Genomic DNA, 25,977 nt, shown 5'->3' with positions numbered 1-25,977 from the left:
TTTTCAAGGCACTGGAATTTCGACCCTGCTGTTGGCATTTCCCGATTGGGAACGGAAGGTCAAATTCTAACGAGACCGGAGCGCTTCAACAACCCCATCAGAACCAAGGGCAAAAGCGTGGTGATGAGAATGGCGATGAATGCCATGGCCATGCCGAGGCCGACTGAGCCTTGCTCGAACTGACGCCAGATGAAGATCGAGATGGTCTGCATTCCAACCGGAGCCACCAGTATCGATGCGACGAGCTCACGCGTGGCGACGGCAAAGACGAGCAACATCGCCGTTATCAGGCTGGGGGCGATCAGAGGCAGCATGATGCGCCGGAAAGCGGTAAAGCTGTTTGCGCCGCACACTCGTGCCGCAGCTTCCAGATTGTCGCCGATCTGGTGGAAGGCAGCCGATGCATAGCGGATCGGCTGCGGCAGAAGAATGCAACAATAGGCAAGCAGCAGGATCAGCGGCGTATTGTAGGGCGAGACAGGCAGCATCGGCTGGTTCCATGCCAGAATGAGACCGACGGCCACAACGACGCCGGGCAGGGCATTGGGCAGGACGGTCAGTATGTCGAGCCAGAAACGCCCGCGAAAGCGCATCTTCACCACGGCATAGGCGGCAACCGCGCCGAGCAGTCCTGTCAGCAGGGCACTCGCAACACCGAGTGACAGGCTGTTGACCAGTGCACGCATGCCACCTGCGCTGTCTTCGGCAATGGCTGCAAAATTGTCGAAGCCGAGGTTCGATGGGGTCAACCCGCCAGATACGGTTTTGGAAAGAGCGGTCGCCAGAATGGCCAGCAGAGGAATGCCGGTCGCAGCAAAGGCGATGATGGCGAACAGAACCACCACCGGAATTGTAAGGGCCCCAAGCGGACGCTTGTCCTTTGCCTGCGGCTTGCCGCCCGTCGTCACATAGGAGCGGCGCGTCAGTATCCAGCGCTGGACGAGAAAGGCGGCCAGCGACAGGCATACAAGCGCCAGCGAAAAGACGGCAGCTCCTGCAAGGTCGATAGGCCAGTCGGAAATGCGCAGATCAATTTCCGTTACCAGAACGTCAAAGCCGGAACGGCGTCCAAGGGCTGCTGGCGTACCGTATTCCTCGATAGCTGCCGCGAAAACCAGAAGAAGACTTGCCGCGAGGCCCGGCGTCGCCAGGGGCAGGGTAATGCGGAAGAAGGAGCGCCACGGCGAAGCCCCGAACACCCGTCCGACATCGGAATAACGAGCGCCAACTGCTTCAATCGTACGCGACACCGCGAAATAGACGAGCGGAAACGTGTTCAGCGCCATGACGAAGCTCATGCCTGCGACAGAAAACAGGAATGGAGCCAGATTGAAACCTGTGAGCTGTTCAAGATAACCGCGCGGCTGCAGGGTCATTATCCAGCCAAGCGTGGCAATATAGGGCGGGATCATGAAGGGCACGAGCATCAGCACGTCCCATAATATGGCGAACGGCACCTTGTAGAGTGCCCGGAAAACTGCAAGCGGTACGGCGATGAGGGCAGAAAGCACAACCACCGAAAGCCCGAGCAGAACGGTATTGCTGCTCATGCGCAAAAGCTTCGGGTCTTCAAACAGGGCCGAGAGATGCAGAAAAGGCTCGGCCAGCGAGCCTCTCCCCAGTTGCGGAAAGATTGCCTGAAGGACGATGAAGACAAACGGCACCGCGACAATGAATGCAAGCCCGGCTACCGCAACAAATCCGAGCGGGTTGCCAGCCGCCGCACTGCCTGTCTTCATATCTGTCTGTCCCCCAAGTATTAGTTGCTGGCTGCGAAAGCGGCGCCGAATTCCTTCAGCGTATCGTTGCGCTTGCCATAGACTTCCTTGGCGTCGATCGGCAGGATTTTCAGGTCGCCGATCAGCGGGCGATTGGCCGGAATGTCGGTGCGCGACGGCATCAGATAGGTGTCGGCAACCATTTTCTGGCCTTCGTCGGACAGCATATAATCGATGAACTGCTTGGCTTCGTCCTGGTTCTTCGACCATTTGAGGATCATGGCCGGTCGCGGTGCAATCACTGTGCCGGATGTCGGGAAAATGACGTCGATGGATTCACCCTTGGCCTTGCCCGCGAGCGAGATGTAGTCGACGGCACCGAACACGGCGGCCTTGGCGCCCTGAAGGACGGGGTTCAAAGCTTCTGCATTGGCACCGGCGACAGTTGCGCCATTTTCGTGCAGGTTCCGGAACAGGTCCCAACCCTGTTGCGCCTGAAGGGCGGCAACGAGCTCGAAGGTTGCTCCCGACTGTGCCGGGTCCGGCAGATTGACGAGATCCTTGTATTCAGGCTTGGCGAGATCCGCCCATTCGGCGGGCTTCGGCGTCTTGCTGGCAGGGTTCCACGCGATACCGAGGGCAGAGACGCCCTGCGCGACCGCTGTTTCATTCTTGAGGAAATCCGGCACTTTTTCGGCGTTCAGGCTGGTATAGGCGACCAACCAGTCACGCTTGGCGAAGTCGGTTGCCGTATCCCATGAGGCCGAGATCAGAACGTCGACAACCGGATTGGCGGCTTCCGCTTCGATGCGCGCCATGACTTTGCCGGTCGTTGCCTGAAAGACATTGACCTTCGCACCGGTCTTGGCGGTGAAGCCTGCGGCAAGCTTTTCGATCAGGCTGCCCGGACCAGCCGAGTAAACCGTGATATCTGCATAGGCCGCAGTGCTGGCCAGCAAAGCGGTGACAAGCGCAAGCCCCGCGCCGAGAATGGATTTTTTCATGTTTGCCTCCTGAGATATTCCTGATGGAATGGTCTATTTTGAGAACCAGCGCAGCTGGCTGGCATCGACGGAGATGCCGACCGGAACGCCGGGTGAAAGACGGATGCTGTCGAGATAGGTCAGTTCGTGGCCGTCCTGCTGCGAGCCGATGCGCACTGTGGTCAGATGACCGTCGCCGCGAAACTGCGAGCGCAGGACCGTTGCCGGGATTGCAGCTTCATGGACGGGCACGCTGCGAACCGAGCGCGACGGCAACAAGACATGCGTTGCCTGTCCCGCATGAGAGCCATGGGCGATGTGGATCTCGGTGCGTGCAATCCTGTAGGCGTTTTCACGCCGCTCCACCGGGACGACACAGCCGAGCCGCAGAAAATCTGCGACTTCCGGTGTTGTCGGTTCTGCGACAAGCGCCTCGGGGGCGGCGAGCTGTTCGATCACACCGGCGCGCATGACAGCTACCTGATCGGCAAGCGAGAAAGCTTCGCTCTGGTCGTGGGTGACATAGATCGCGGTCAGGCCGAGATTGGCGACAAGCTGTCCGATCTCGGTGACCATGTTTTCGCGCAGTTCGCGGTCGAGATTGGAAAGCGGCTCGTCGAACAATACCAGTCCCGGCTCGGCGACGATGGCGCGGGCAATGGCGACGCGTTGCTGCTGGCCGCCCGACATATCGCTGATGGCACGCTCGCCGAAGCCCGAAAGACCGACGCGGTCGAGTGCCGAGGCAACACGCTTTTCGCGCTCTGCACGGCCGAAGCCGCGCATTTCGAGCGGAAAGGACACATTGCCGAAAACAGTCATATGCGGCCAGAGCGCATAATCCTGAAACACCATGCCGAGATGGCGCTTCTCAGGCGGAATGAACGATCCTGTCTTGGCATCGGCGACGGTGACGCCGTTGATTGTGATCGAGCCCTTCGTCGGGGCGAGAAGGCCAGCCACGAGACGGAGCAGCGTTGTCTTGCCGCAACCGGATGGCCCGAGCAAAGCGAGCGTCTGTCCCTTCGGCAGTGAAAGATCGATATTTTTCAAGATGGTGGCCGTGCCGTAGGCCAGATTCAGCCCTTCGGCCCGAACGGCGACATCCGCTTTAATATTCGAGGAATGCAACATTTTCCCACAATCCAAATAGATTGGGAGCTTCTATTCCGATTGCATGACAGTGGCATGACGCTGCGGAAGCTCATCTTGTTTACCGTCGGGAACCAATCGCCATCGCATCGGTTTGTCCCTTCATGCGACAAAGGAAGGGAAGACAATGAGATTTGGAAAGCTTGCTCTTGGTCTGACAGGATTGGCGGTAGGATATGCGCTGACACGGGCAAGTTCGCCGCAAATCCCGCAGGGTATCGTGCCGGTAAAACCCTTCGATCTCACGCGTTATCTCGGCAAGTGGTACGAGATCGGGCGGCTTGAAAACCGCTTCGAGCGCGGTTTAACCCGGACGACGGCGGAATATTCATTGAATCCCGATCAAACCGTAAAAGTGGTCAATCGCGGCTTCGATCCATGGAAAGCGCGTTGGACACAAGCCACAGGAATCGCTCGCTTTGTGCGATCTGCCGATGAAGGCGCGTTGAAAGTTTCATTCTTTGGACCCTTCTACGGGGGCTATAATATCGTGGATATCGATGAAGACGACTACCAGTGGTCGATCATTGTCGGTTCGACGCGGAGCTATTTCTGGGTGCTTTCGCGCGAGCCCGAGGCAAGCGGAGAGCTGAAGGCGCGAGCGGTCGCACAGGCCCTCCTGTTGGGGATCAATCCAGACACTATTTTGTGGGTGCCGCAATAAGCGCGAAAACCCTGCATCAAAAGGCCCGCCGAAGCGGGCCTTTTGGTTCTGATCTATGCCCCGTATGGCACCCAGATATTCTTCACCTGAATGGCACGGCGCAGATAATCCCGGCCCTGTCCTTCGGTCTTGTTGAACCAGTTCGGCAAGCGGCCATTGGTGACCCATGTGGCCTTGAGGTTTCCGGCTGACGCCTTTTCGGCCATTGCGCTGCCCTCACGTGAACCAAAATACCAGAGCGCAGCAACGTCATCATGTTCGGCAAGTGTCTTCGTCAGAAGGTCACGCTCGCCAGTGACGATGTTGACCACGCCGCCGGGCACGTCGGACGTGTCGAGCACCTGATAGAAATCACCTGCGATCAGCGGATGACGGCTCGATGGTACAACGACCGTCCGGTTACCCATGGCAATGGCGGGAAGTACCAGTGAAACGAACGAGAGAAGCGGCGCTTCGTCGGGGCAGACGATGCCCATCACGCCCCATGGTTCGTTCATCGCCAGTGTCACATGACGCGACTTGGTGGAATGAACCGCTCCGTCGAACTTGTCGGCCTGTGCGGCATAATAGAAAATCCGGCGCAGCGCGGTTTCAAATTCCTCTTCCGCTTTCTTTTCGCTGACGCCGGTGCTTTCGATCAGCCGTGCCACGAAGTCCGTGCGGCGTGCATCGAGGTTTTCGCCAAGATAATAGAGCACCTGAGCCCGGTTATGCGCAGTGGCTGCGCCCCAGCTTCCAGCCTTGCTTGCAGCTTCCACCGCATTGCGGATGTCCTTGCGGTTGCCGATGCCAGCCTGACCGATGACCGAGCCGCCCTTGCCGGTGACCGAATAGCTATAGCCGCCATCCGGACGTGCCTGCTTGCCGCCAATATAGTTCTTCATCGTGCGGTCGATACCGTTGATGGTGATCTTGTCGTCGCCGGAGGGCGAAGCTGATGGCACGAAGGCTTCCGCAATCTTGGTCGCGGACAGTGCCTTTTCCCAATCGGAGACGAGATATTCGTACATGCCTTCGCGTGCGCCTTCGCGACCGAACCCGCTTTCGCGATAGCCACCGAAGCCTGCGCCTGCATCCAGCATGTTTGTGCAGTTGATCCAGACGACGCCGGCCTTCACCCGCGCAGCAAGATCGAGTGCGACATTGATGTTTTCGGACCAGATCGAAGCGGCCAATCCGTAACGTGTGTTGTTGGCGAGCGAGACGGCTTCGTCCGGTGTGCGGAAAGTTGTCGCCGCCGCAATCGGTCCGAAGATTTCCACCTGACAGACGGTTGATGCCTGATCCACTTCGGTGAAGAAGCCGGGCGCGATGTAATTGCCCTTTGCGGGTAGCAGGTTCGGCGTCTGCCAGAGCTCGCCGCCCTCCTCAATGCCCTTCTGGATCAGATCGGAAATGCGCTTCACCTGACCGGGTGAAACGATGGCGCCGACATCGGTGGATTTATCCAGCGGATCACCCACGCGCAATGTCTCGAGACGCTTTCTGAGTTTGGCATAGAAGCGCTCGGCAATGCCTTCCTGCACGAGCAGGCGCGACCCGGCGCAACAGACTTCGCCCTGATTGAACCAGATGGCATCGACCACGCCTTCAACTGCGGCATCAAGATCGGCATCTTCAAAGACGATGAAGGGCGATTTTCCGCCCAGTTCCAGCGACAGTTTCTTGCCCGATCCGGCAATCTGTTCGCGGATGACGCGACCAACCTGTGTCGAGCCGGTGAAGGCCACCTTGTCCACGCCGTCATGGCCGCAGATTTCCGCACCGGTGCTACCATCGCCCTGCACGACGTTGACGACACCGGCGGGCAGGCCGACTTCATGGCAGATCTCGGCAAAGGCAATGGCCGAGAGCGGCGTCAGATCGGCAGGTTTCAGCACGACCGTGTTACCGGCGGCCAAAGCTGGTGCGATCTTCCAGGCAAGCATGAGAAGCGGGAAATTCCACGGAATGACCTGACCGCAGACGCCAACGGGCGAAAAGCCCTTGAACTCATCTTCCAACATCTCGGCCCAGCCTGCATAGTGATAGAAGTGACGGGCGGCGAGCGGAATGTCGATGTCGCGGGTTTCGCGGATCGGCTTGCCGTTGTCCATGGTTTCCAGTACGGCCAGAAAACGCTCGCGCTTCTGAATATGGCGCGCGATGGCATAGAGATACTTGGCCCGCTCATAGCCCGAAAGTTTGGACCATTTGCCAAAAGCGGTGCGGGCGGCTTTCACCGCCTGATCGACATCATCCGCGTTGCCGCAGGTGATTTCGGCGAGCTTGTCACCATTGGCCGGATTGGCAACCGCAATTGCCTTGCGGCCTTCCGGTTTGACAAAGGTCCCGTTGATATAGTGGCCGAAGGAACGGCCATGCTGTTCCAGCCACAGGTTCACATCGCCGTTTGCTTCGGGGGAAGGTCCATATTCCATGGTCTTCAGGATGTCCTTGATGGGTCGCATTTCAAATTTTCCTTACGAGCATTTCCAGCAAAAGTGCGAAGTGGTTTTGCGCAGGAGAATGCGAAATTCCAAGTTTAAGCAGCGGCGTGACGGTTGGCGGCGGAGTAGCGCCCGGTCACGAAGTGCTCCAATTGCCGTTCGATATCGCCAAGCATCGACGATGCGCCGATGCGGAACAGGTCGGGCTCCAGCCAGCGATTGCCGAGTTCTTCCTTCATCAGCGTGAGCCAGGCCAGCGCGTCCTTTGCGGTCTTGAGGCCGCCCGCGGGTTTGAAGCCGACACTCTGACCGGAAAGCTCGCCATAATCGCGCAGCGCCCGCACCATGGTCAGGCTCACTGGCAAGGTGGCGTTGACGTCTTCCTTGCCCGTCGAGGTCTTGATGAAATCGGAGCCTGCCTGCATCGCCACCATCGAGGCGCGATAAACATTGGTCAGCGTATTGAGATCGCCGGTGGCGAGGATCGCCTTCATATGCGCATCCCCGCAGACTTCGCGCATGGCGGCAATTTCATCGTAAAGAGCCGACCAATTCTGTGTCAGCACATGCTCGCGCGTAATCACGATGTCGATTTCATCTGCGCCCTGTTCGACGGCATAGGTGATTTCAGCAAGGCGGAGCGGCAGCGGCGTCAGTCCGGCGGGAAAGCCTGTCGCCACCGAGGCAACCGGAATGCCGGAACCCTCAAGCGCCTTCACGGCATGGGACACCATGGTGGGATAAACGCAGACCGCGCCGGTGGTGATGCCTGCATCTGCAAGGCCGAGCGCTTCCAGAATATCCTCGCGCACCGGACGGCGCGCCTTGGCGCAGAGCCTGCGCACGCGGCCCGCCGTGTCGTCGCCTGCAAGCGTCGTCAGGTCTATGCACTGGATGGCGCGGATGAGCCACGCCGCCTGATATTCCTTTTTCACCGAACGGCGGGCGCTAATCGTAGCGGCACGGCGCTCGGAAGCGCTGCGATTGACGGACATATCCTCAAACCATTCCGGCTTGAGCGGTGTCCCGTTATTGCGGGGGAGGGCTTCGGTCATTTCATTGTCCGTTCGTGGGTTCAATTACGTTCAAGTGCGATCAGGCACGTTCGGTCGAAGGGGCGTGATCGCGGCAGAACGTTTCGAATTCTTCCTGGCTGGCATAGGCTTTCTGCGTGCCCGGCCGGGTGATGGAATGGGCCGCATAAAGAGCGGCCTTGCGAAGCGAGGCTTCCACATCGCCGGTCCCGGCGTAGAAGCGGGCAAAGGAGCCGATAAAAGCGTCGCCTGCGCCGGTCGTGTCTTTTGGTGTGACCTTGACCGGGGGAATATTGACGATTTCGCTGGCGGTAATCATGCGTGCGCCGCGTCCGCCGAGCGTGACAATGACGGTGCGGATGCCGCGCGCGATGAGCGAACGCGCAGCGGTAACGATCTCATCGTCCGTGCCGGTCGGCAGGCCGGAGAGGATCGCAAGCTCGCTCTCGTTCGGCACGAGAAAAGTCACCTGCCGGATCAGTTCGGGATCAAGGTCGGCGGCAGCAGGCGCAGGATTCAAAATGGTTTCGATGCCGTTTTCAGCGGCGAAAGCGATGGTGTGGTAGACTGTCTCGACCGGAACTTCCATCTGCATCAGGATGAGGCCGCAAGCTTTCAGATCGTCGGCAGCCTTGTCGACTTCGGCAGGCAGAAGATCGGCATTGGCGCCCTTGACGATCAGGATCGAGTTTTCACCCGATGGTTCCACGAAGATGGGTGCTACACCGCTCGACTTGCCGGGAACCTTGCGCACATGGCGCGTATCGACGCCGAACTCGTTCAGGTTGCGGATGGTATTGTCGGCAAAAATATCGTCGCCCACACGCGTGACCATCATCACATCTGCGCCAAGGCGCGCGGCAGCCACGGCCTGATTGGCGCCTTTTCCACCACAGCCGATTTCAAATGTCGGGGCTTCCAGCGTTTCGCCGGGGCCGGGCATACGGTTCACATAGGTGATGAGGTCCACCATGTTGGAGCCGACCACTCCGATCTTTCTGGTCATGAGACGTTCCTTTGAAATTTCAGAGTGCCTTGATCGTGGCTTCAAACTGTTCGGCGGCGGCTGTATCGAGATAGCCGACGCGTACGGGGAAAACGGCGCGCTCACCCGATGCCAGCACCTGCACATTGTTCTTGGCTTTTTCCGCCAGATAACCTTCCGGCTCGCAGGTCGAGGGCAGGGCAAAGGCTGCAACCTGTGCATCCCCGTTCACGAGAATCCAGCGCACGGTTTTTGGGAAGATTTCGGTCGGGTAGGAAATGCCAAATCCGTCGCCCTCGGGAAGCTGCATCATCAGATGGGTGTTGCCTTCGGCATCTTTCGGCAATCCGCGAATATAGAAGACCTGCTCGGGATCGTAGCGCTCCGGTTCGTCCAGCACTTCCATCGCGGCTGGATCGGTGGCCAATTCGTCGATCAGCGACAGGTAATCATCATTGGGCGTAACGTGGCCGGGAACGGCTGTGCGCACCTGCACATGATCCGGCGTATAGGGCACTGGCTGGACGATTCGCGCACCTTCCGCATAGGCAAAATTGACGTGGCACATATACATCAGCTCCATCGGAGCGGATGAAAGGTTCTCGACATCCATGGTGATGTCGAACAATGTTTCATCCGCATGAAGCCGCACGGTTGGCCGCGCCAGATAATGCGCGCCGAAGCCCATCACATGTTCATATTCACCGGTGATTTCGACAAAGGCGCCGCGCTCGTCATGGCCGAAGAGAAGACCGGCCTTGTCCATTTTCGCGCAAGCCATTTCGCCATGCAGAAGATGATTGTCCTGAGGCGAAGGACAGCCATTGCGCAGGATGCCGCTATGGAACGCAAAGCAGCCGTAGGTCTCGACGATGGTCGTTGCCGGGCGCGGCATGGAGAAGCTGTTGCCCATGGTCAGATCGACGCCGTCGAACTCCGCGCCCCAGATCATCTGCCCCATGAAAGGCAGCACGATGAGATTGCCGCGTTCGTTCTCGACCAGCAGCGCCTCGATGCCGCTTGGATAGCGAAAGGCGGTGACGCTGAGGCCATAGGTATTGGCGACGACATGCGGCTGTTGGACAAAATCCTGACGGCGAAGATGAAATTCGATGTCCTGCATAAGGGATCACCTGCCCTGATTGCGCGATGCGTTGATCGCAATGACGAGAATGAGGAAAGCGCCCCAGATGAAATCGATGAGGTGGTTGGAGAACCGCATCATCTGGAAGCCGGAGGAAAGCAGCATTAGAGCAATCAGCGCGATGGCGACGCCCAGAACACGTCCCTTTCCACCCGCCGGGTTGGTGCCGCCGAGAACGGCGATCAGCACGGCCTGCAGCAGATAGGATGCGCCATAGTCCGACTTGGCGGCATTGGTGCGGCCCGAAAGGATGATCCCGGCTATGGAGGCGAGCACGCCGGTGAGCATGTAGGAATAGAGGATCATGCGATCCTTGCGGATACCGGCAAAGGCGGCTGCACGCGGATTGGTGCCGATCAGCATGAGATTGATGCCGAGCGTCGTGCGTGTCAGGAGAATTGCCACGACGATGCAAACCGCGATGAACAGCAGGAATGGCGTGGCAACGCCGAACAGCTTGCCATTGCCGACCCAGTTCCACGCATCAGGGAAGCCGACGATGGCCGGGCCGCCTGTCAGAACCAGTGCCAGCCCCATCAAAACCTGTCCGGTGCCGAGTGTGGCAAGGATCGGTGTGATGCGGAGCTTGGCTATGAGCAGGCCGTTGACAAGGCCCGATACCAGCCCGATCAGCACGGCAAGCAATATGCCGATGATGGTGTAGAACAGCATGCCGGAACCGGACGTCTGTGCCGCCTGCACCATGGAGGAATGGAAATAGACCCCGGCCATGATGCCCGCCAGATTGGCGATGCCCACCACCGAAAGGTCGATGCCGCCTGTCAGCATGGCAATCATCATGGCGATGGAGAGGATACCCAGCTCCGGCATGATGTAGCTGATGGATTCGAAGTTGTAATAGCGCAGGAACTTGTCCGGGTTCATCCAGGTCATCAGCGCAAAGACCAGTACGGTGATGACGATGAGCTGGATGATATTATTGTCTCCGCCAAGGATGCGGCGCATGTCGAAAGACTGTTTCATGTCGCGTTCTCCTCTCAAGCGATACTTTTGCGGTCACGCCATGCGGTGATGGCTGTGGCGACGATGATGATGAGGCCGACAACGACGCGCTGCCATGTGGTGTCCACCTTCATGATGATGAGCGAGTTCTTGACCATGACGAGCATGAAGACGCCCATCAGCGTGCCGAGAACCGTGCCGCGTCCGCCGAAGATCGATGCGCCGCCCAGAACCACGGCTGCGATCACGTCCAGTTCAAGCCCGACGAAATCGCGCGGATTGGCAAGCCAGATCATCGAGGAATGCAGAAGCCCTGCGAAACCTGCCAGTGCACCGGCCACGCAATAGACGAAGAAGATCGTGCGGCGGGTATTGAAGCCGACACGCTTTGCCGCTTCCGGCGAGCCGCCATAGGCATAAACGCTGCGCCCGATCATCGTATAATTGAGGATCAGGTGGATCAGCAGCGCTAGCGCCAGATAGACGAGGAACATTGCGGTCAGGCTAAAGGCTGTTCCGGCGGCATTGGTCAGCGAAACAACATCCGTCTTGCCAAACTCGATCAGCTCCTTCGGCATCTTGTTGATGTTAACGGTGCTTGTACCCACCAGACCAAGCACCAGCCCGCGCACGATGGAGCCAGTACCGAGCGTCACGATCAGCGGGATCATCTTGAAACGATGGATGATGAAGCCGTTGAATGCGCCAAGCAGCAGGCCGATCAGCGTTGCTGCCACAAACGGAATGAGCACGCCGTCATAGCCGAGATAAACCATGGCGCGGACGGTCAGATACATGGCCGCGATAGCAAAGGCGGTGAAGGAGACGTCGATGCCGCCGGAAATCATCACAAGCAACACACCGAGCGCCATGATGCCGATCACGACATTGGAGCGCAGAAGGCCGAAGATATTGTCCAGCGACCAGAATGCCGGATTGATGAGGCCGATAATAACCATGGCCGCGAACAGCACGCAGGCAATGATGAATTCGGTACTGCGAAAAAACTTCATGTGCCGGTTCCTCAATTCAGCGTCTTGAGCCGGTCATTGACGGCATCTTCGGTCATGGTTTCACCGGAAAGTTCGTCGACGAAACGTCCGCGATGCATCACCAGCACACGATTGCAGTTCTGCACCAGCTCGGGCACATCGTCGGAAATCATCAGGACGGCGAGCCCTTCATCACTGGCGAGCTTGCGGATGATATTGTGGATCTGTGCCTTGGAGCCGACATCGACACCGACGGTTGGTCCATTGAGGATCAGGATTTTGGCACCTGTCAAAAGCCAGCGTGCCAGCACCACACGCTGCGCATTGCCGCCCGACAGGTGATTGACCGGCGTATGCGGACCGGGGGCAACGATGTGCATCGCCGAAAACATGTCGCGGGTTGTGGTGTCAGCTTGTCTGCGGTCGATGAAGAGGCCGCGCACGAATTTTTCGATGGAAGTGACGATGATGTTGCGCTCGATCGATTGCGTCAGGAACAGGCCTTCCGTCAGGCGGTCTTCCGGCACATAGGCGACGCCGCAGGCGATCCCTTCCTGAACTGTCTTTGGATGAACTTGCTTGCCATCGATACGAACAGTGCCGGTGAAATCCGGCTTCATGCCGAAGAGCGCGAGTGCGAGTTCCGTGCGACCGGAGCCGATCAACCCGGATATGCCGACGATTTCGCCCGCATTGAGAGCGAGGCTCGCATTTTCCACCGCCCCCGGAACAGAAAGGTTTGTGATTTCAAGGATCGGATTGGCCGAAGCGCCTTCACGCGGGGTCCAGTGATAATGGTCCGATGTGAGTTCCTGACCGGTCATCGCGCGGGTGATCGTCGGTTCGTCGAAATCGGAAATCGGGCCTTCGGCAACCTTCTTGCCATTGCGGAAGACGGTCAGCCTTTCGCTGATTTCCAGCATCTCGCGCATCTTGTGGCTGACGAAAAGCACCGCGATGCCTTGTGCCTGAATATCGCGCACGATTTTGAACAGTGCATCGACTTCATGCCGCGTCAGCGCGGTGGTCGGCTCGTCCATGATAATGAGGCGGGCGTCAGCCATGACGGCGCGCGCAATCGCCACGATCTGCTTGCCTGATGTCGGCAGGCTGTCCACATCCGCATCGAGGTCGATGCTTACGTCGAGCCGCGCCAGCGCCTTCTGTGCTAGGTCACGCACGCGCTTCCAGTCGACGCCCTTGCGGCCTTCGATAAGAAAAGTATTGATTGCCAGATTTTCAGCAACCGTCAGGTTCCCGAACAGCGAGAAATCCTGATAGATCACCTGAATGCCGTGGTGAACCGACTTGACGGGGTCAAGTTTGCCGACTGATTTGCCGTCGATCAGTATCTCGCCGTCTTCCGGCGTGTAGACGCCCGACATGACCTTGATGATGGTGGACTTGCCGGAACCGTTCTCGCCCGCGAGACAGTGGATTTCGCCGGGCTTGATGGCAAAGGAAACATCGTCCAGCGCCCTGACGCCACCGAAACGTTTTCCGATATGGCGCAGTTCGATCAGGTTTTCATTCATATGGGGGCCTCGTGCAAGGCTGGAATGCGATTTGTCCGACAGGAGGGGCAGGAAGCCCCTCCCGTCAGGCAGCCATGGATATCAGAAGTCGTACTTATCCATGTTTTCCTTGGTCACACCGACCCAGCCTGCACCATAGAGCAGGTTCGGCTTGGCAGCGTCAGGCGCCAGCAGGCTTTCATAGCCCGGCAGACCCAGATTGAGACCGGCCTTGATCTGGTCGTTCTTCTTTTCAAGCGCTGCGACGGCCAGCATGTTCATGGCATAGCCCGCAACTGCCGGGTCCCAGAACTGAATATATTGAACGTCGTCATTCTTGATATATTCGCCTGCGACCGAAACGAGACCGGTGCCCGCGAAGAAGACCTTGCCCTTGAGGCCGCCTTCGGCGATCAGGCGTCCGGCACCGGCAGAGGTCGGCATCGGCGCACCGAGGATGCCCGTGATGTCCGGATAGGCGGTCATCGCTTCCTTGAGCTTGTTATAGTCGGTGTTGGCATCGTCATAGGTTTCGAGACGGCCAGTTGCTTCCGACATTTCCGGGAAATTGGCCTTCTGGTATTCGACGGCACCGTCGATCCATTCCATCTGCGACTTGGAGGTCAGGCTGCCGACGGTCGTGACATACTTGCCCTTGCCACCCATCGACTTGCCGAGTTCCTTCATGAGATTGGCGCCATAGGCCTTGTTGTCGAAGGCTTCGATGTCGTAATCGACATTCTGGATGTTGGAGGCTTCATGGCTGATGACCACGATGCCACGCTCACGCGCCTTCTTCAGAACCGGCTCGACGGCTTCAACGGAGAACGGCACGATGGCGATGGCGTCAACGCCCTGCGCGATCAGGTTCTCAACGATCTGGACCTGTGCCGCGGCATCCGCCTGGCTCGGACCGACCATCCAGACATCGTTGCCGGTGTCTGCCTTGAACTGGTCGACGCCGTCGCGCATACGGTCGAACCATGCAATGCCATCAACCTTCACGACGGTTGCGATGGTGTATTTCTTGTCATTGGCAGTGGTAATCAGTTCCTTGTTGATCTTCGACGTATCAACGACGCCTTCCGCGAAAGCGTGCGGAACGGCCACGGACATGGCGATCGCCACGGATGCTAGAAATTTTTTCACCGGTGTTTCCTCCCAAGACGCATCTCCAAAGCGCTGACCGGTTCGGATAGATGCGCATTACTCCAAAATTCCGGAGCTCCTTCAGCGTATTCGACCAGAAGAAACTCCGAACTCCCTGTCCCGCCGCGCCATTGGCTGCAGTAGGACGATGCTGACGCTGACGCACCCTGGAACGGTAGGGCGCGTCAGCGTTCTCCTCCATGCCCGGCTTCCCGGCCGGGCGAAAATTCGATCTGTTTTCCCGCCTGTCTGACGTCCTCGAAGAACGGAATTCTGTTCGAGGCGTGCAAAACCCTGTTGTTTTATCCTCCCAACAATGCGAATTATAATGTTACAATCCGATCATTATGTTTGGATCGTTTCACATTTATGTTCGGCCTGTCAAGATCGGATGATCGCATTGCGTGAAATGTGACGGACGTATAAACGGGTGAGCGGATCGCAAGGATTGGGGACAGCGTGAGCAGAATCAGCCGGAAGGAAGAGCGGATTGCCGAACTGGCGGCGCTGGTCGATGACGTTGGCGTGCTTCGCCTGCGGGATGCGGCAGCGCGTCTTGGCGTGTCGGAAATGACGATTCGCCGCGATATCGGCAGCGATGGCGGGATGCTGAATTGTTTGGGTGGTTACATTATTCCCACGCAGGACGGTGTGAATGGCGATTATGTCTTTGATTTTGAAAAAGACAGCCATGCCAATGCCAAAGCGCAGGCTTGTGCCGCAGCGGCAGCGTTGATCGAACCCTATGATACTGTTTTCATAGATTGCGGCACGACAATGCCGCACCTTGCTCACCGCATACCGCAGAACCAGCATATTACGGTTGTCTGCTACGCTCTCAACATTGCGGAAATCCTGTCGCAGCGCAGTGATGTGCGGCTTATTGTTTTGGGCGGACTTTATCACCCGGAAGCGGCGTCGTTTTCAGGGGATGAGGGGATCGACGTCCTGAAGCGCGTCAACATCAACAAAGCTTTCCTGTCGGCTGGCGGCGTCGACGAGCAGCACGGGGTTACGTGTTCACACTTCCATGAAGTACCGATCAAGCAGATGGCGATGCAGCGCGCTGTCGAAAAACATCTCGTCGTCGACAAGAGCAAATATGGCAAGGTCCGCGCCGCGCGCTTCGCGGGCATAACCGACTTCACGTCGATTGTGTCGGGCTAGTTCATTTTTTTCGGATCAGCAGGCCTTCCAGAAGCTTCCGGAATGCCTTGACGGCCCGCTTCGATGTGGTCTCGGGATCGTCTGAATTGGCAATCCATTGGGCCGCAGCACTGCTCGCCGCATTGATCAGCCGCGCGGCGGCTTCCGAGTCGATATCGACGATGACACCTTCTTCATGCAATGCGACAAGGCTGGTCGTTATCGTGCGGATACAGCCATTGGCGCTCGGCCAGCTGGAGGGATCGCCGAACACCGCCGGTCCGTCGCGAAACATGATGCGCTGGATTTCCGGTTCCAGTGCCATTTCGATATAGGCCGTATTCTCGTCGACAAAGCCCTGCCAGCGGTCGGGTGCCTTGGCGGAAATCGTGCACAGCCTTGCGGCCATCTCGCAATCGATTTCGTTGATTACGGCCTGCAGAAGGCCTTTCTTGTCGCCGAAATGATGATAGAGCGCGCCGCGTGTCAGCCCGGCAGAGGCTGTAAAATCATCCATCGAAGCCTCAGTGTAACCAACGGTCCCGAAAGCCTTGCGGCCCGCAGCCATCAGCTTCGTCCTCGTTTCAGCAATCATTTCGCTTCGCGGTTTACGCATCATGATTCCTTTTATTTGCATACGCTGCGTATATTAGTTGACATACGCCGCGTATCAATTATTTAATTAACATACGGACCGTATGCAAGTGTTGTAATTTCCCCTTTCAAGGACCCACTCCGATGTCCAATCCATATAGAGAAATTTTCAGCGCCCCAGGCGCTATCGGCTTTTCGGCGGCGGCCTTTTTCGCCCGTCTTCCCATCGCGATGGCCCCTGTCGGCATCGTGGCCATGCTTGCGCAGACGCACGGCGAATATTGGCTGGCGGGCGCGGTGTCTGCCACTTTCGCGCTCACGAATGCATTCATAGCGCCGCAGATTTCACGCCTTGTCGACCGTTACGGACAAAGCCGCATCGTCATGCCTGCCACGGTCGTTTCGGTGATAGCCTTCGCCTTTCTGCTCGTAGCGACAAATCAGGGCTGGGCAAACTGGACATTGTTCGTCTCGGCATTTTTTGCCGGTGCCATGCCCAGCATCCCGGCCATGGTAAGGGCAAGATGGACGGAAATTTTCCGCAATCGCCCCGAACTGAACACCGCTTTCGCATTCGAGTCGGCGGCGGATGAGTTGGTCTATATTTCAGGCGCTTCCCTTTCCGTGGCGCTGGCGGTGTCCCTTTTCCCCGAAGCGGGGATGCTTATCAGCACGGCTTTTCTGGCCGTGGGCACGATCGCCTTCCTCCTGCAGCGCTCCAGTGAACCGCCAGTTCGTGCGCTCGATCAGGACAGCCCGCAACGTTCCGCTATCTGGTCGCGTCCCGTTCAGATCATCACGCTGGCACTTATCTTCGTCGGCTCCACCTTTGCGACAGCCGAAGTCAGTGCTGTGGCGATCACAAGCGAGCTTGGTCAGCCCGGTGCGGCCAGCCTTGTGATCGGTGTCTATGCCATCGGTTCGTTTCTTGTGGGGATAACGCTCGGTGCATTGTCGCTTCGGATGCCTCTACAGCGCCAGTTGATGATTGCCGTCAGCGTGCTGGCACTGACTGCCTTGCCATTACCCTTCGCTGGCACATCGACCACGCTTCTTGCCGTGGCGGTGTTCGTCAGCGGTGTTGCGATTTCTCCGACATTCATCACGGCCTTCGGCCTTATCGAACGCCGCGTGCCTGAGACTATGCTGACCGAAGGCATTACCTGGGTCATGACGGGCATCGGCATCGGAATGGCGTTTGGTGCGTTCGTTTCCGGTTGGGTGGTCGACAATTTCGGTGCAGCAAACGGCTTCTGGGTTTCTGTTGTCGCCAGCCTCAGCGCGGTTGCAACCGTCGCGCTTGGTCAGGCCAGCCTGTCCGGCACGCGGGAAGCAGTCGAATGCGACGCGCTGTGCGCAGCAGAAGCGGCAGAGTAGCTAAATAGGGACGAGCGGGTAGGGCCCGCTCGTCAATCTCCGTAAATACGGTCTTCCAGCGGTGTGGAAGCGATCAATCCCTTCAATCCGGCCAGCATGGCTTTCTCGGCCTTATTGAGATTGGTTTCAGGATTGTGGATCAGGAAAACATCGATGGCGGGCGGGTTGTCGTAAGGCGGCAAACGCCAGAGAAGACCGTCATCAATCTCGCGTCGCGCCACATGCAGCGGAAGCGGGCCGATACCAAGGCCGGTAATGATCATCCGGCGCACTTCTTCAAGGCTCGACGAGGTGCCGACGACATCCGGTGAAAGCCGCGCCTCACTGCGTAGCAGAGCTACCGGGCGCAGCGCGTCGGCAATATGATCTGTCTGGAACGAAACCGATGGTTCTCCCTTCAGATCGGCAAGCGTCAGCCCGGACTGGCCGAACATCCGGTGCCGGGGGCCGCAGAAAAAGCCGAAGAATTCGCGATAGACCATGGTGTAGTCGAGCGCCGGATCTCGATTGCTCACCAGCCCAAGACCGAAAGAAGCACGCTTCTCCCGAACCAGTCGCGCGACTTCGGTGCTGGCGGATACATTGATCGTCAGCGTCGCTCGCGGGTGCTGTTCGTGAAAAAGTTCAAGCGCCCGGTCGAAGATCGGCGAAACAATGTGACTGGCCACCGATATGGTGACATGGCCGGTTACATCGTCACCGACCCCACGCACAAGCTGCGGCAGTTGCGAAATAGCGCCGAAGACTTCGATGCTCTGTTCATAGAGCAGTTTGCCGACTTCGGTCAGCTCAAAATGGGTGGCGTCACGCTCCACCAGTCGCTGGCCGATGCGGTCTTCCAGCCGGCGCAGCGCATTGCTCACACTTGGTTGCTTGAGATTGAGCCGTTCTGCAGCGCGGGTGATGCTTTTCACTTCAGCAATCACCACGAAACTGCGCAGAAGGTTCCAGTCCAGATCCCAGACAAGGCGCTCGGGGCGGTGCAGCGACATGGTTTTATCCATTCATGAAATCTATGTAATCCATTCCCATTATCTATTTGCGAAATGCATCCATAAAAGCAATCATGAAAATTGGGAGGCATCAAATAGCCTCAAGAAAAACAAACAAGAGGAAGTCGGGAACAGCATGTTTAACAAATTCACGGGTTTCATCGCCGCTGCCGCGATTGCCGCCACCGCAGTTTTTGCTGTAGCGCCCGCACAGGCGGATGATCTTGAAAAGATCAAGGCATCGGGCGAACTGAAGATCGCCATGAGCGGCCAGTATCCGCCGTTCAATTTCGTCAATGAGAAGAACGAGGTCGTGGGTTTCGATGCTTCCATCGGTTCGGCGATTGCCGAGCGCATGCAGTTGAAGCCACAGCTCATCACCACCGCATGGGACGGTATCGTTGCCGGTCTTCGGGCGGGGAAGTTCGACACGGTGGTCGGCTCCATGACGATCACGCCGGAACGCGAGAAGGCAGTGGACTTTGTGGGACCATATTATCACGCGGGCCGCGCGGTTTTCGTGAAGGAAGATTCCGCCGTTCAGAAGCTCGACGATCTCAAGGGCAAGACACTGGGCGTAACGCTTGGTGAAACCCATGAGAAGTGGGCGCGAGAACAGGGTGGCTGGACCATTCGCACCTATAAGGGTCTGCCGGAACTGATGCTTGAACTGAATTCGGGTCGTGTCGACGCCATTGTCGTCGACAACATCCCGGTCATGGTGGCGATCAAGGAAACCGGACAGAAAGTCCGCAAGCTCGATACGCCGGACATTGAAGGCGGCAGCGTTGCAATCGGTATCGCCATTCGCAAGAACAATCCCGAGCTGAAGGCAGCGATGCAGAAAGCTCTCGACGAGATCATGGCCGATGGCACCTATGAAAAGATCTCGATGGAATGGGTCGGCAGCGACATTCGCTGATACGTCGTCATTCCGGCCCGGCATATGTCCGGGCCGGTTGAGAACCGATTGACCGGAGTTTTCCGATGGATTTTGCGTTGATGCAGCGCGTCCTCCCGTTCTTTCTGGAGGCGGCATGGGTAACTGTGCAAATTTCCGCGCTGGCCCTGATCCTGGGCTTTGCGGTGGCCGCAATACTCGTGGCGGGCCGCTTGTCTCGTTCCCCCATTCTGCGCGGACTTGCAGCTGCCTATGTCAGTGTCTTTCGCGGCACGCCTTGCCTTGTGCAGCTCTTCATTCTCTATTTCGGCGGTCCGCAGATCGGCATCAATCTGGAACCGTTTGCTGCTGGCGTTATCGGGCTTGGGCTGAACATCGGCGCCTATATGTCGGAATCGATCCGTGGAGCGATCCAGAGCGTCGATCGCGGCCAGAGCGAAGCCGCGCGCTCCATCGGCTTCGGGCGTGGCCAGACCATGCGGTTCGTCGTGCTGCCGCAGGCCGCTCGCCTCATGATCCGTCCGCTGGGCGTCAACGCTATTGCCCTTTTGAAGGGTTCGGCGCTGGTCTCGACCATTTCGGTGGTTGAGCTGACCTATACGGCGCAGCGTTTCATCGGTTCGACCTACAAACCGTTCGAGATTTTCGGCGTTGCAGCCGTTCTCTACATGATCATCATCTATATCGTGGCGCGCGGGGTCGATCTCCTCGACAAGCGCTTCGCGGCGCAGTGAGGGAGGACTGGATGCAAGCCCTCGATTTCAGCATCGTCACTCCCTATACGGATCTGCTTCTGACCGGCCTTTGGTGGACGCTGGTTCTGACCGTTTCGTCGGCATTCTTGAGCTTCGTGCTGGGGATCGCATTTGCGCTGGTTGTGCTTTATGCGCCTGCCATTCTGGCCTATCCGGTGCGTTTCTTCATGTGGCTGTTCATGGGAACGCCGCTTCTGCTGCAACTGTTCCTGATCTATTTCGGGCTGGTACAGATCGGTATCAATATCCCCGCGCTTGGCGCTGGCATTATCGGCCTTAGCCTGCACTTCGCGGTCTATAATGCCGACATTATCCGGGCAGGTATTGTGGCAGTCGATCCCGGCCAGATGGAAGGCGCCCGTTCCATCGGGTTCAGCCATGGTCAGGCTTTGCGTTATGTTGTCATTCCGCAGGCGATCCGCAACACGATCCCGCCGATCGGCAACAACATGATCGTTCTTCTGAAGGACACGTCGCTGGTTTCGATCATCGGCATTGCGGAACTGGTGCACAGCGCCCAGCTTGCAATCAGCGAAACCTTCAGCCCGTTTGAATTCTATATCACCGTCGCGGCCATCTATTACGTGGTCAATCTGGTCCTTGAGGCCGGTTTGCGGCGCATTGAAAGAAAAGTGGAGGTCACGCGATGAGCAGCTCCAAATCGGCAAAACCGATGGTCGAAGTGAAGGATGCCCGGAAGGCTTACGGCGCGCTGGAAGTGCTGAAAGGCATCGACCTTTCAGTGGCGCGCGGCCAGATCGTGGCGATCATCGGTCCCAGCGGTTCCGGCAAAAGCACGCTTCTGCGTTCGATCAATCATCTGGAAACGCTGAATGGTGGCGAAGTCTGGCTCGATGGCGTGCAGGTCAACCAGCCGCTGGCAGGACAGGCCTTCGAAAAGCACATCAATGCGGTGCGCCAGCAGATGGGCATGGTGTTTCAGCACTTCAACCTGTTCCCGCATCTGACGGTGCTGGAAAACATCACGCTCGGTCCGATCAAGCTGAAAGGCATGGGCAAGGACGCGGCCTGCACACTGGCGCTGGAGCTTTTGTCGAAGGTGGGGCTTGCCGACAAGATCGATGTCTACCCTTCGCGCCTGTCGGGCGGTCAGAAGCAGCGCGTGGCCATTGCGCGAGCGCTCGCCATGCAGCCGAAGGTGATGCTGTTCGACGAGGCTACTTCGGCGCTCGATCCCGAGCTGGTGGACGAGGTCAATGCCGTCATGAAGCAGCTTGCCGTCGAACATATGACGATGCTGATCGTCACGCACGAGATGCGTTTTGCCGGTGAGGTTGCCGACCGCATTCTGTTCATGGATGGCGGCGTGGTGGTGGAAGAGGGACCGCCGGATCAGATTTTGAGCAATCCGGTGCAGGAGCGTACCCGCTCCTTCCTTAAGAAATATCTGGCTGCCTGAGGTATCAGAATGAGCGAGAGACACCTCAACGAATTTCCCGATTTCGGGCTGACCCCGGCCCAGCGGCGTGAAGCCGTGCTTGGTCATTATTACGAATATCCCGGCATGGACGGGCCTCGCGGCGAAATCTGGTGCTATACCGATGCCTATTCCTATCTTCCGGGTGCGACGGTTCATCTACAGGTGAGCGCAACCGCCTCGCGTTTCGATATCGAGATTGTGCGGGACGGGGCGGTGGAAACGCCGGTCTTCTCCAAACGCGGGATCGACTGCAAATGGCAGGACACACCGGCGCAATGTTCGGTTGTCGGTTGCGATTGGGAAACGACTTTCGATTTCAAGACGGATGAGAACTGGCCTTCCGGCGCTTATCGCATTACGCTGAAGGCGCATGGCAATGACGGTCAGTCGATCCATTGCCATCACCTTTTCATCCTGCGCCCAGCGGCGGGCCGTAAGCCGGGTCGTATCCTGCAGGTCGCTGCCACCGGCACATGGACAGCCTATAATACCTGGGGCGGCTCCAACCATTATCAGGGCATTACCGGGCCGAACGGCGATCAATATGCGACGACGGTGAGCATCGAGCGCCCGTTCTGCCGTGGCTTTGTTGTCCTGCCATCCGATGCGCCGCGCGTGCCGCTGGAAATTGTGACGCCGCCAGCCGCCCCCCCGCGCTATCCGCATATGGAATGGGCCTATGCCAACGGCTATTCCAAGAAATATACCTCTTCCGGCTGGGCAAGCTATGACAGCCTGTTCTTCCGCTGGGCCGAGCGGGAAGGCTACGCGGTCGATCTCGCCAGTCAGCACGAGCTGCATTTTTCGCCGGAAATCCTCGACGGTTATGACTGCGTTGCCTTTGTCGGTCACGACGAATACTGGACGTGGGAAATGCGTGATGCCGTCGATAATTATGTCGATGGCGGCGGTCGTGCGGCCCGTTTTGCGGGCAATTTCATGTGGCAGACACGGCTTGAGGACAATGGCAAGCGCCAGACCTGCTACAAGTATCGCGCCCGCGCCGAAGACCCGGTCTATCGCTCCGCTGATCCGCGTCGCACCAGCGGGTGCTGGGAAGCGACTGAAACCGGACGGCCTGCTGCCGAAACTTTCGGCCTCAATGCGTTGCGCGGGCTTTACGTCGGCTGGGGCGGTTGTGCCCCGCGCGGCGTACGCGGCTTCCCGGTCTATCGCCCAGAGCATTGGGCCTTTGCGGGAACCGGCATCTATTACGGCGATCTCCTGGGCTCGGAAGGCCATGCCTTCGGCTATGAGGTTGACGGGCTCGACTATGTGATCCGGGGAGGATTGCCGGAGCCGGAGGAGGGCAGTGGCGCTCCCGATGGATTGCAGATTCTGGCGCTCGGCATGTCGTCTCTCAAGGAGGAGAGTGCAGATATTCCAGCCGACGACCAGTTCCTCTCCGATGCCGATGCCAAATTCGTGGCCGATACGCTGATCGGCGACAATGGTGATGCAGCCGTCGAACGCATCAAGCGCGGCTGCGGCATGATCGTCAATTTCCCACGCGGCAAGGGCGAGGTCTTCCACGCCGGAAGCTGCGAGTGGGTAGCGGCTCTCAAACGCGGCGACCGCATGGTCGAGCGTGTGACGGCCAATGTTCTCAACCAATATCTCAAGCGCTGACAGAGTAACGCCATGCTCAACACAAAAGCACAGAACGAACGCCCGGCATCGCATCTTTTTTACCAGTCACGCCTGCGCAGGCCGCTGGTGGATCGGGCCGAAGGCATCTATATCTGGGATCAGGACGGACGCCGCGTCATCGACGGGTCGAGCGGCGCGATGGTGGTCAATATCGGCCATGGCAATCGCAACGTGCTCGATGCCATGAAAGAGCAGATGGACCGCGTGACCTTCGCCTATCGCCTGCACTTTGAAAACGAACCGGCGGAAGATCTGGCACGCATGGCCGCCGAGCGTATGCCGGAAGGGCTGGACAAGATATTCTTCGTTTCCGGCGGTTCGGAAGCGGTCGAATCCTGTATCAAGCTTGCCCGCCAGTGGGCGGTCGCGACCGGGCAGGGCAAGCGCTGGAAAGTGATTTCGCGCTTTCCGTCCTATCACGGCGGCACGCTTGGCGCGCTGGCTGTCACCGGCTACGCGGCATTGAGCGAGCCCTTCGCGCCCATCATGCGCGAAATGCCGAAAGTCCCGGCTCCGACCGCCTATCTCGACCGCGATAATCTGTCGATGGAGCAACGCGGGCAGAAATATGCCGACATGCTGGAGGAGAAGATTCAGGAAGAAGGTCCTGAAAGCGTGCTTGCCTTCATCATGGAGCCGATCGGCGGAGCGTCCACCGGCGCGCTGGTTGCGCCCGACAGCTATTATCCGCGCATCCGCGAAATCTGCGACCGTTATGGCATCCTGTTGATTCATGACGAGGTGATGAGCGGTGCCGGGCGCACCGGCAAGTTTTTGGGCGGCGATCACTGGAACTGCAAGCCCGATCTGATCGCGCTTTCCAAGGGCTTTGCCTCCGGCTATTGCCCGCTTGGCGCCATGGCGGCACCGGCCCGCATCGTCCAGCCGGTTCTGGATGCAGGTGGCTTCCTGCACGGCTTCACCTATGCCGGCAATCCATTGGCCTGTGCGGCGGGTAAGGCCGTATTGCAGGAGATCGATCGTCTCGATCTGGTCGGCAACGCCGCTCGCATGGGCGATGCATTGAAGGGCGAACTGGAAGGGCTTGCGAAACGCTTCCCCTTCATCGGCGACGTGCGCGGCAAAGGCCTGCTGCTGGCTGCCGAGTTTGTTTCTGACCCCGAAACCATGAAGCCGCTGCCGAAGGAACTGAACGCCCATCAGCGCATGGTCGATCTCGCCTATGAACGCGGGCTCATCATCTATTCGCGCCGCACGCGCGGCGGTGTCGAGGGTGACCATTTCCTCGTCTGCCCGCCGATGATTGTGAGCCGCGAACAGGTCGGCGAGATCACCGCCATCCTCGGTGACACGCTGGAGGCTCTGGCGCGTGAACTCAAACTGCCTGTGAATGCGTAAGGAAACCGGATCATGACCGACAAGAAGAAGACGCGTCGCAAGGTGATCATCACCTGCGCGGTGACAGGCTCCGTCCATACGCCCTCCATGTCGCCGCATCTGCCGGTGACGCCCGACGAGATTGCGAGCGAAGCCATTGCGGCGGCGGAAGCGGGCGCATCCATCCTGCATCTTCACGCCCGCGATCCACGCGACGGCAGGCCGTCCGCCAATCCGGACCTGTTCATGCAGTTTCTTCCGCGCATCAAGCAATCGACGGCGGCGGTGGTGAATATTTCTACCGGCGGCTCGTCGCTGATGACACTGGAAGACCGTTTGGCCGCGCCGCTTAAGGCGCAACCGGAAATGTGTTCGCTCAACATGGGCTCAATGAATTTCGCGCTGTTTCCGGCACTCGACAGGCCACGCGAGTGGAAACATGCGTGGGAGCCGGAACTGCTGGAGGCCACCCGCCATTCGATCTTCAAGAACACTTTCGCGGATATGGAAGGCATTCTGACCAGTCTCGGCCAAGGCTGTGGCACCCGTTTCGAATTCGAATGCTACGATGTCGGCCATCTCTATTCGCTGGCGCATTTCCGCGACCGGGGGCTGGTGTCCGGCCATCTGTTTATCCAGTTCGTCTTCGGGGTTCTGGGTGGTATCGGGGCCGATCCGGATAATCTCATGCATATGAAGCGGATCGCCGACAAGCTGTTCGGAGACGACTATTCCTTCTCCGTGCTGGCGGCGGGACGGCACCAGATTCCGATGATTACCATGGCAGCGGCGATGGGCGGCAATGTTCGCGTCGGGCTGGAAGACAGCCTTTATGACGGGCGCGGCCAGCTGGCCAAGAGCAATGCCGATCAGGTTCGTCGCATACGCAGCATTCTTGACGGCCTGTCGCTGGACGTTGCAACGCCTGACGAGGCGCGAGAATATCTGGGCCTCAAAGGTGGAGACAGGGTGGCGTTCTAGAGCATGTCTCCCGAAAGTGGGAACCGGTTTCGGGATAAAGACATGCGTAAAAACAAAAGGATCGAGAGTTTCCAA

General features: G+C 58.4%; 23 protein-coding genes. 10 read left to right on the top strand and 13 right to left on the bottom strand.

The genetic code is table 11. The annotated features are described in order from the left end of the window. Positions 1 to 59: 59 nt before the first annotated feature. The 3 genes from KWJ32_RS10730 to KWJ32_RS10720 are packed head-to-tail and all read right to left on the bottom strand — an operon-like array spanning position 60 to position 3,835. On the bottom strand, positions 60 to 1,739 hold the full coding sequence (locus tag KWJ32_RS10730; protein WP_011982581.1) for an iron ABC transporter permease: 1,680 nt from the start codon (positions 1,737 to 1,739) through the stop codon (positions 60 to 62). A 20-nt stretch (positions 1,740 to 1,759) separates the two neighbouring features. Then, positions 1,760 to 2,722, bottom strand: a complete 963-nt coding sequence (locus tag KWJ32_RS10725) for an ABC transporter substrate-binding protein (protein WP_011982582.1) — start codon at positions 2,720 to 2,722, stop codon at positions 1,760 to 1,762. A gap of 33 nt (positions 2,723 to 2,755) precedes the next feature. Next, entirely contained in the window at positions 2,756 to 3,835 is a 1,080-nt protein-coding gene (locus KWJ32_RS10720; RefSeq protein ID WP_040128487.1) for an ABC transporter ATP-binding protein, read from the bottom strand. Between the two features lie 145 nt (positions 3,836 to 3,980). On the opposite strand from KWJ32_RS10720, the gene KWJ32_RS10715 reads away from it, so the two are divergent. Continuing rightward, entirely contained in the window at positions 3,981 to 4,517 is a 537-nt protein-coding gene (locus tag KWJ32_RS10715) for a lipocalin family protein (RefSeq protein WP_011982584.1), read from the top strand. A gap of 53 nt (positions 4,518 to 4,570) precedes the next feature. Here KWJ32_RS10715 and KWJ32_RS10710 read toward each other — a convergent pair whose 3' ends face one another. The 8 genes from KWJ32_RS10710 to KWJ32_RS10675 form a co-directional block, all read right to left on the bottom strand. Further along, entirely contained in the window at positions 4,571 to 6,967 is a 2,397-nt protein-coding gene (locus tag KWJ32_RS10710) for an aldehyde dehydrogenase family protein (protein ID WP_011982585.1), read from the bottom strand. Positions 6,968 to 7,041: 74 nt separating this feature from the next. Next, positions 7,042 to 8,001, bottom strand: a complete 960-nt coding sequence (deoC, locus tag KWJ32_RS10705) for a deoxyribose-phosphate aldolase (RefSeq protein WP_011982586.1) — start codon at positions 7,999 to 8,001, stop codon at positions 7,042 to 7,044. A 40-nt stretch (positions 8,002 to 8,041) separates the two neighbouring features. After that, complete coding sequence (gene rbsK, locus KWJ32_RS10700) at positions 8,042 to 8,986, bottom strand: ribokinase (protein WP_011982587.1); 945 nt, start codon at positions 8,984 to 8,986, stop codon at positions 8,042 to 8,044. Between the two features lie 19 nt (positions 8,987 to 9,005). After that, positions 9,006 to 10,088 carry an aldose 1-epimerase family protein gene (locus tag KWJ32_RS10695; protein WP_011982588.1) on the bottom strand — a complete coding sequence of 361 codons (1,083 nt, stop codon included), beginning with the start codon at positions 10,086 to 10,088 and terminating at the stop codon, positions 9,006 to 9,008. 6 nt (positions 10,089 to 10,094) lie between these two features. Continuing rightward, positions 10,095 to 11,093, bottom strand: coding sequence for an ABC transporter permease (locus KWJ32_RS10690; RefSeq protein ID WP_011982589.1), 999 nt, complete (start codon positions 11,091 to 11,093; stop codon positions 10,095 to 10,097). A gap of 14 nt (positions 11,094 to 11,107) precedes the next feature. Further along, entirely contained in the window at positions 11,108 to 12,085 is a 978-nt protein-coding gene (locus KWJ32_RS10685; protein ID WP_011982590.1) for an ABC transporter permease, read from the bottom strand. An 11-nt stretch (positions 12,086 to 12,096) separates the two neighbouring features. Beyond that, positions 12,097 to 13,599 (bottom strand): sugar ABC transporter ATP-binding protein, encoded by a 1,503-nt coding sequence (locus KWJ32_RS10680; protein WP_151610163.1) that lies wholly within the window; start codon positions 13,597 to 13,599, stop codon positions 12,097 to 12,099. A gap of 81 nt (positions 13,600 to 13,680) precedes the next feature. After that, positions 13,681 to 14,727: an autoinducer 2 ABC transporter substrate-binding protein gene (locus KWJ32_RS10675; protein WP_011982592.1), complete on the bottom strand. Its 1,047-nt coding sequence runs from the start codon at positions 14,725 to 14,727 to the stop codon at positions 13,681 to 13,683. Positions 14,728 to 15,186: 459 nt separating this feature from the next. On the opposite strand from KWJ32_RS10675, the gene KWJ32_RS10670 reads away from it, so the two are divergent. Continuing rightward, a complete protein-coding gene (locus KWJ32_RS10670) occupies positions 15,187 to 15,894 on the top strand; it encodes a DeoR/GlpR family DNA-binding transcription regulator (protein ID WP_011982593.1) in 708 nt (235 codons plus the stop codon). 1 nt (position 15,895) lies between these two features. On the opposite strand, the gene KWJ32_RS10665 is transcribed toward KWJ32_RS10670, so the two are convergent. Then, complete coding sequence (locus KWJ32_RS10665) at positions 15,896 to 16,489, bottom strand: TetR/AcrR family transcriptional regulator (RefSeq protein WP_011982594.1); 594 nt, start codon at positions 16,487 to 16,489, stop codon at positions 15,896 to 15,898. A 122-nt stretch (positions 16,490 to 16,611) separates the two neighbouring features. On the opposite strand from KWJ32_RS10665, the gene KWJ32_RS10660 reads away from it, so the two are divergent. Beyond that, on the top strand, positions 16,612 to 17,844 hold the full coding sequence (locus KWJ32_RS10660) for an MFS transporter (protein WP_011982595.1): 1,233 nt from the start codon (positions 16,612 to 16,614) through the stop codon (positions 17,842 to 17,844). 32 nt (positions 17,845 to 17,876) lie between these two features. Here KWJ32_RS10660 and KWJ32_RS10655 read toward each other — a convergent pair whose 3' ends face one another. Then, on the bottom strand, positions 17,877 to 18,836 hold the full coding sequence (locus tag KWJ32_RS10655) for a LysR family transcriptional regulator (protein WP_040128486.1): 960 nt from the start codon (positions 18,834 to 18,836) through the stop codon (positions 17,877 to 17,879). Positions 18,837 to 18,972: 136 nt separating this feature from the next. Between KWJ32_RS10655 and KWJ32_RS10650 the strand changes: the two genes are divergently transcribed. The 7 genes from KWJ32_RS10650 to KWJ32_RS10620 all read left to right on the top strand — a co-directional run bounded on the left by KWJ32_RS10650 (position 18,973) and on the right by KWJ32_RS10620 (position 25,902). After that, positions 18,973 to 19,758 carry an ABC transporter substrate-binding protein gene (locus tag KWJ32_RS10650; RefSeq protein ID WP_011982597.1) on the top strand — a complete coding sequence of 262 codons (786 nt, stop codon included), beginning with the start codon at positions 18,973 to 18,975 and terminating at the stop codon, positions 19,756 to 19,758. A 65-nt stretch (positions 19,759 to 19,823) separates the two neighbouring features. Next, positions 19,824 to 20,471: an amino acid ABC transporter permease gene (locus tag KWJ32_RS10645; protein WP_011982598.1), complete on the top strand. Its 648-nt coding sequence runs from the start codon at positions 19,824 to 19,826 to the stop codon at positions 20,469 to 20,471. A gap of 11 nt (positions 20,472 to 20,482) precedes the next feature. Then, the gene (locus KWJ32_RS10640; RefSeq protein WP_011982599.1) at positions 20,483 to 21,142 is read left to right on the top strand and encodes an amino acid ABC transporter permease; all 660 of its coding nucleotides are present in this window, start codon (positions 20,483 to 20,485) and stop codon (positions 21,140 to 21,142) included. After that, positions 21,139 to 21,912, top strand: coding sequence for an amino acid ABC transporter ATP-binding protein (locus KWJ32_RS10635; protein WP_011982600.1), 774 nt, complete (start codon positions 21,139 to 21,141; stop codon positions 21,910 to 21,912). The genes KWJ32_RS10640 and KWJ32_RS10635 overlap by 4 nt, the downstream gene beginning before the upstream one ends. Before the next feature lie 9 nt (positions 21,913 to 21,921). Beyond that, complete coding sequence (locus KWJ32_RS10630) at positions 21,922 to 23,562, top strand: N,N-dimethylformamidase beta subunit family domain-containing protein (protein WP_011982601.1); 1,641 nt, start codon at positions 21,922 to 21,924, stop codon at positions 23,560 to 23,562. Positions 23,563 to 23,574: 12 nt separating this feature from the next. Further along, positions 23,575 to 24,942: an aspartate aminotransferase family protein gene (locus tag KWJ32_RS10625; protein WP_011982602.1), complete on the top strand. Its 1,368-nt coding sequence runs from the start codon at positions 23,575 to 23,577 to the stop codon at positions 24,940 to 24,942. Between the two features lie 12 nt (positions 24,943 to 24,954). Then, positions 24,955 to 25,902, top strand: a complete 948-nt coding sequence (locus KWJ32_RS10620; RefSeq protein WP_151610164.1) for a 3-keto-5-aminohexanoate cleavage protein — start codon at positions 24,955 to 24,957, stop codon at positions 25,900 to 25,902. Positions 25,903 to 25,977: the final 75 nt, after the last annotated feature.

This window comes from Ochrobactrum sp. BTU2, assembly GCF_024539785.1.
GTDB classification, from domain to species: Bacteria; Pseudomonadota; Alphaproteobacteria; order Rhizobiales; family Rhizobiaceae; genus Brucella; species Brucella anthropi.
The sequence above is the reverse complement of the archived record's forward strand: the minus strand, read 5'-3'. Positions and strand labels throughout refer to the sequence as shown.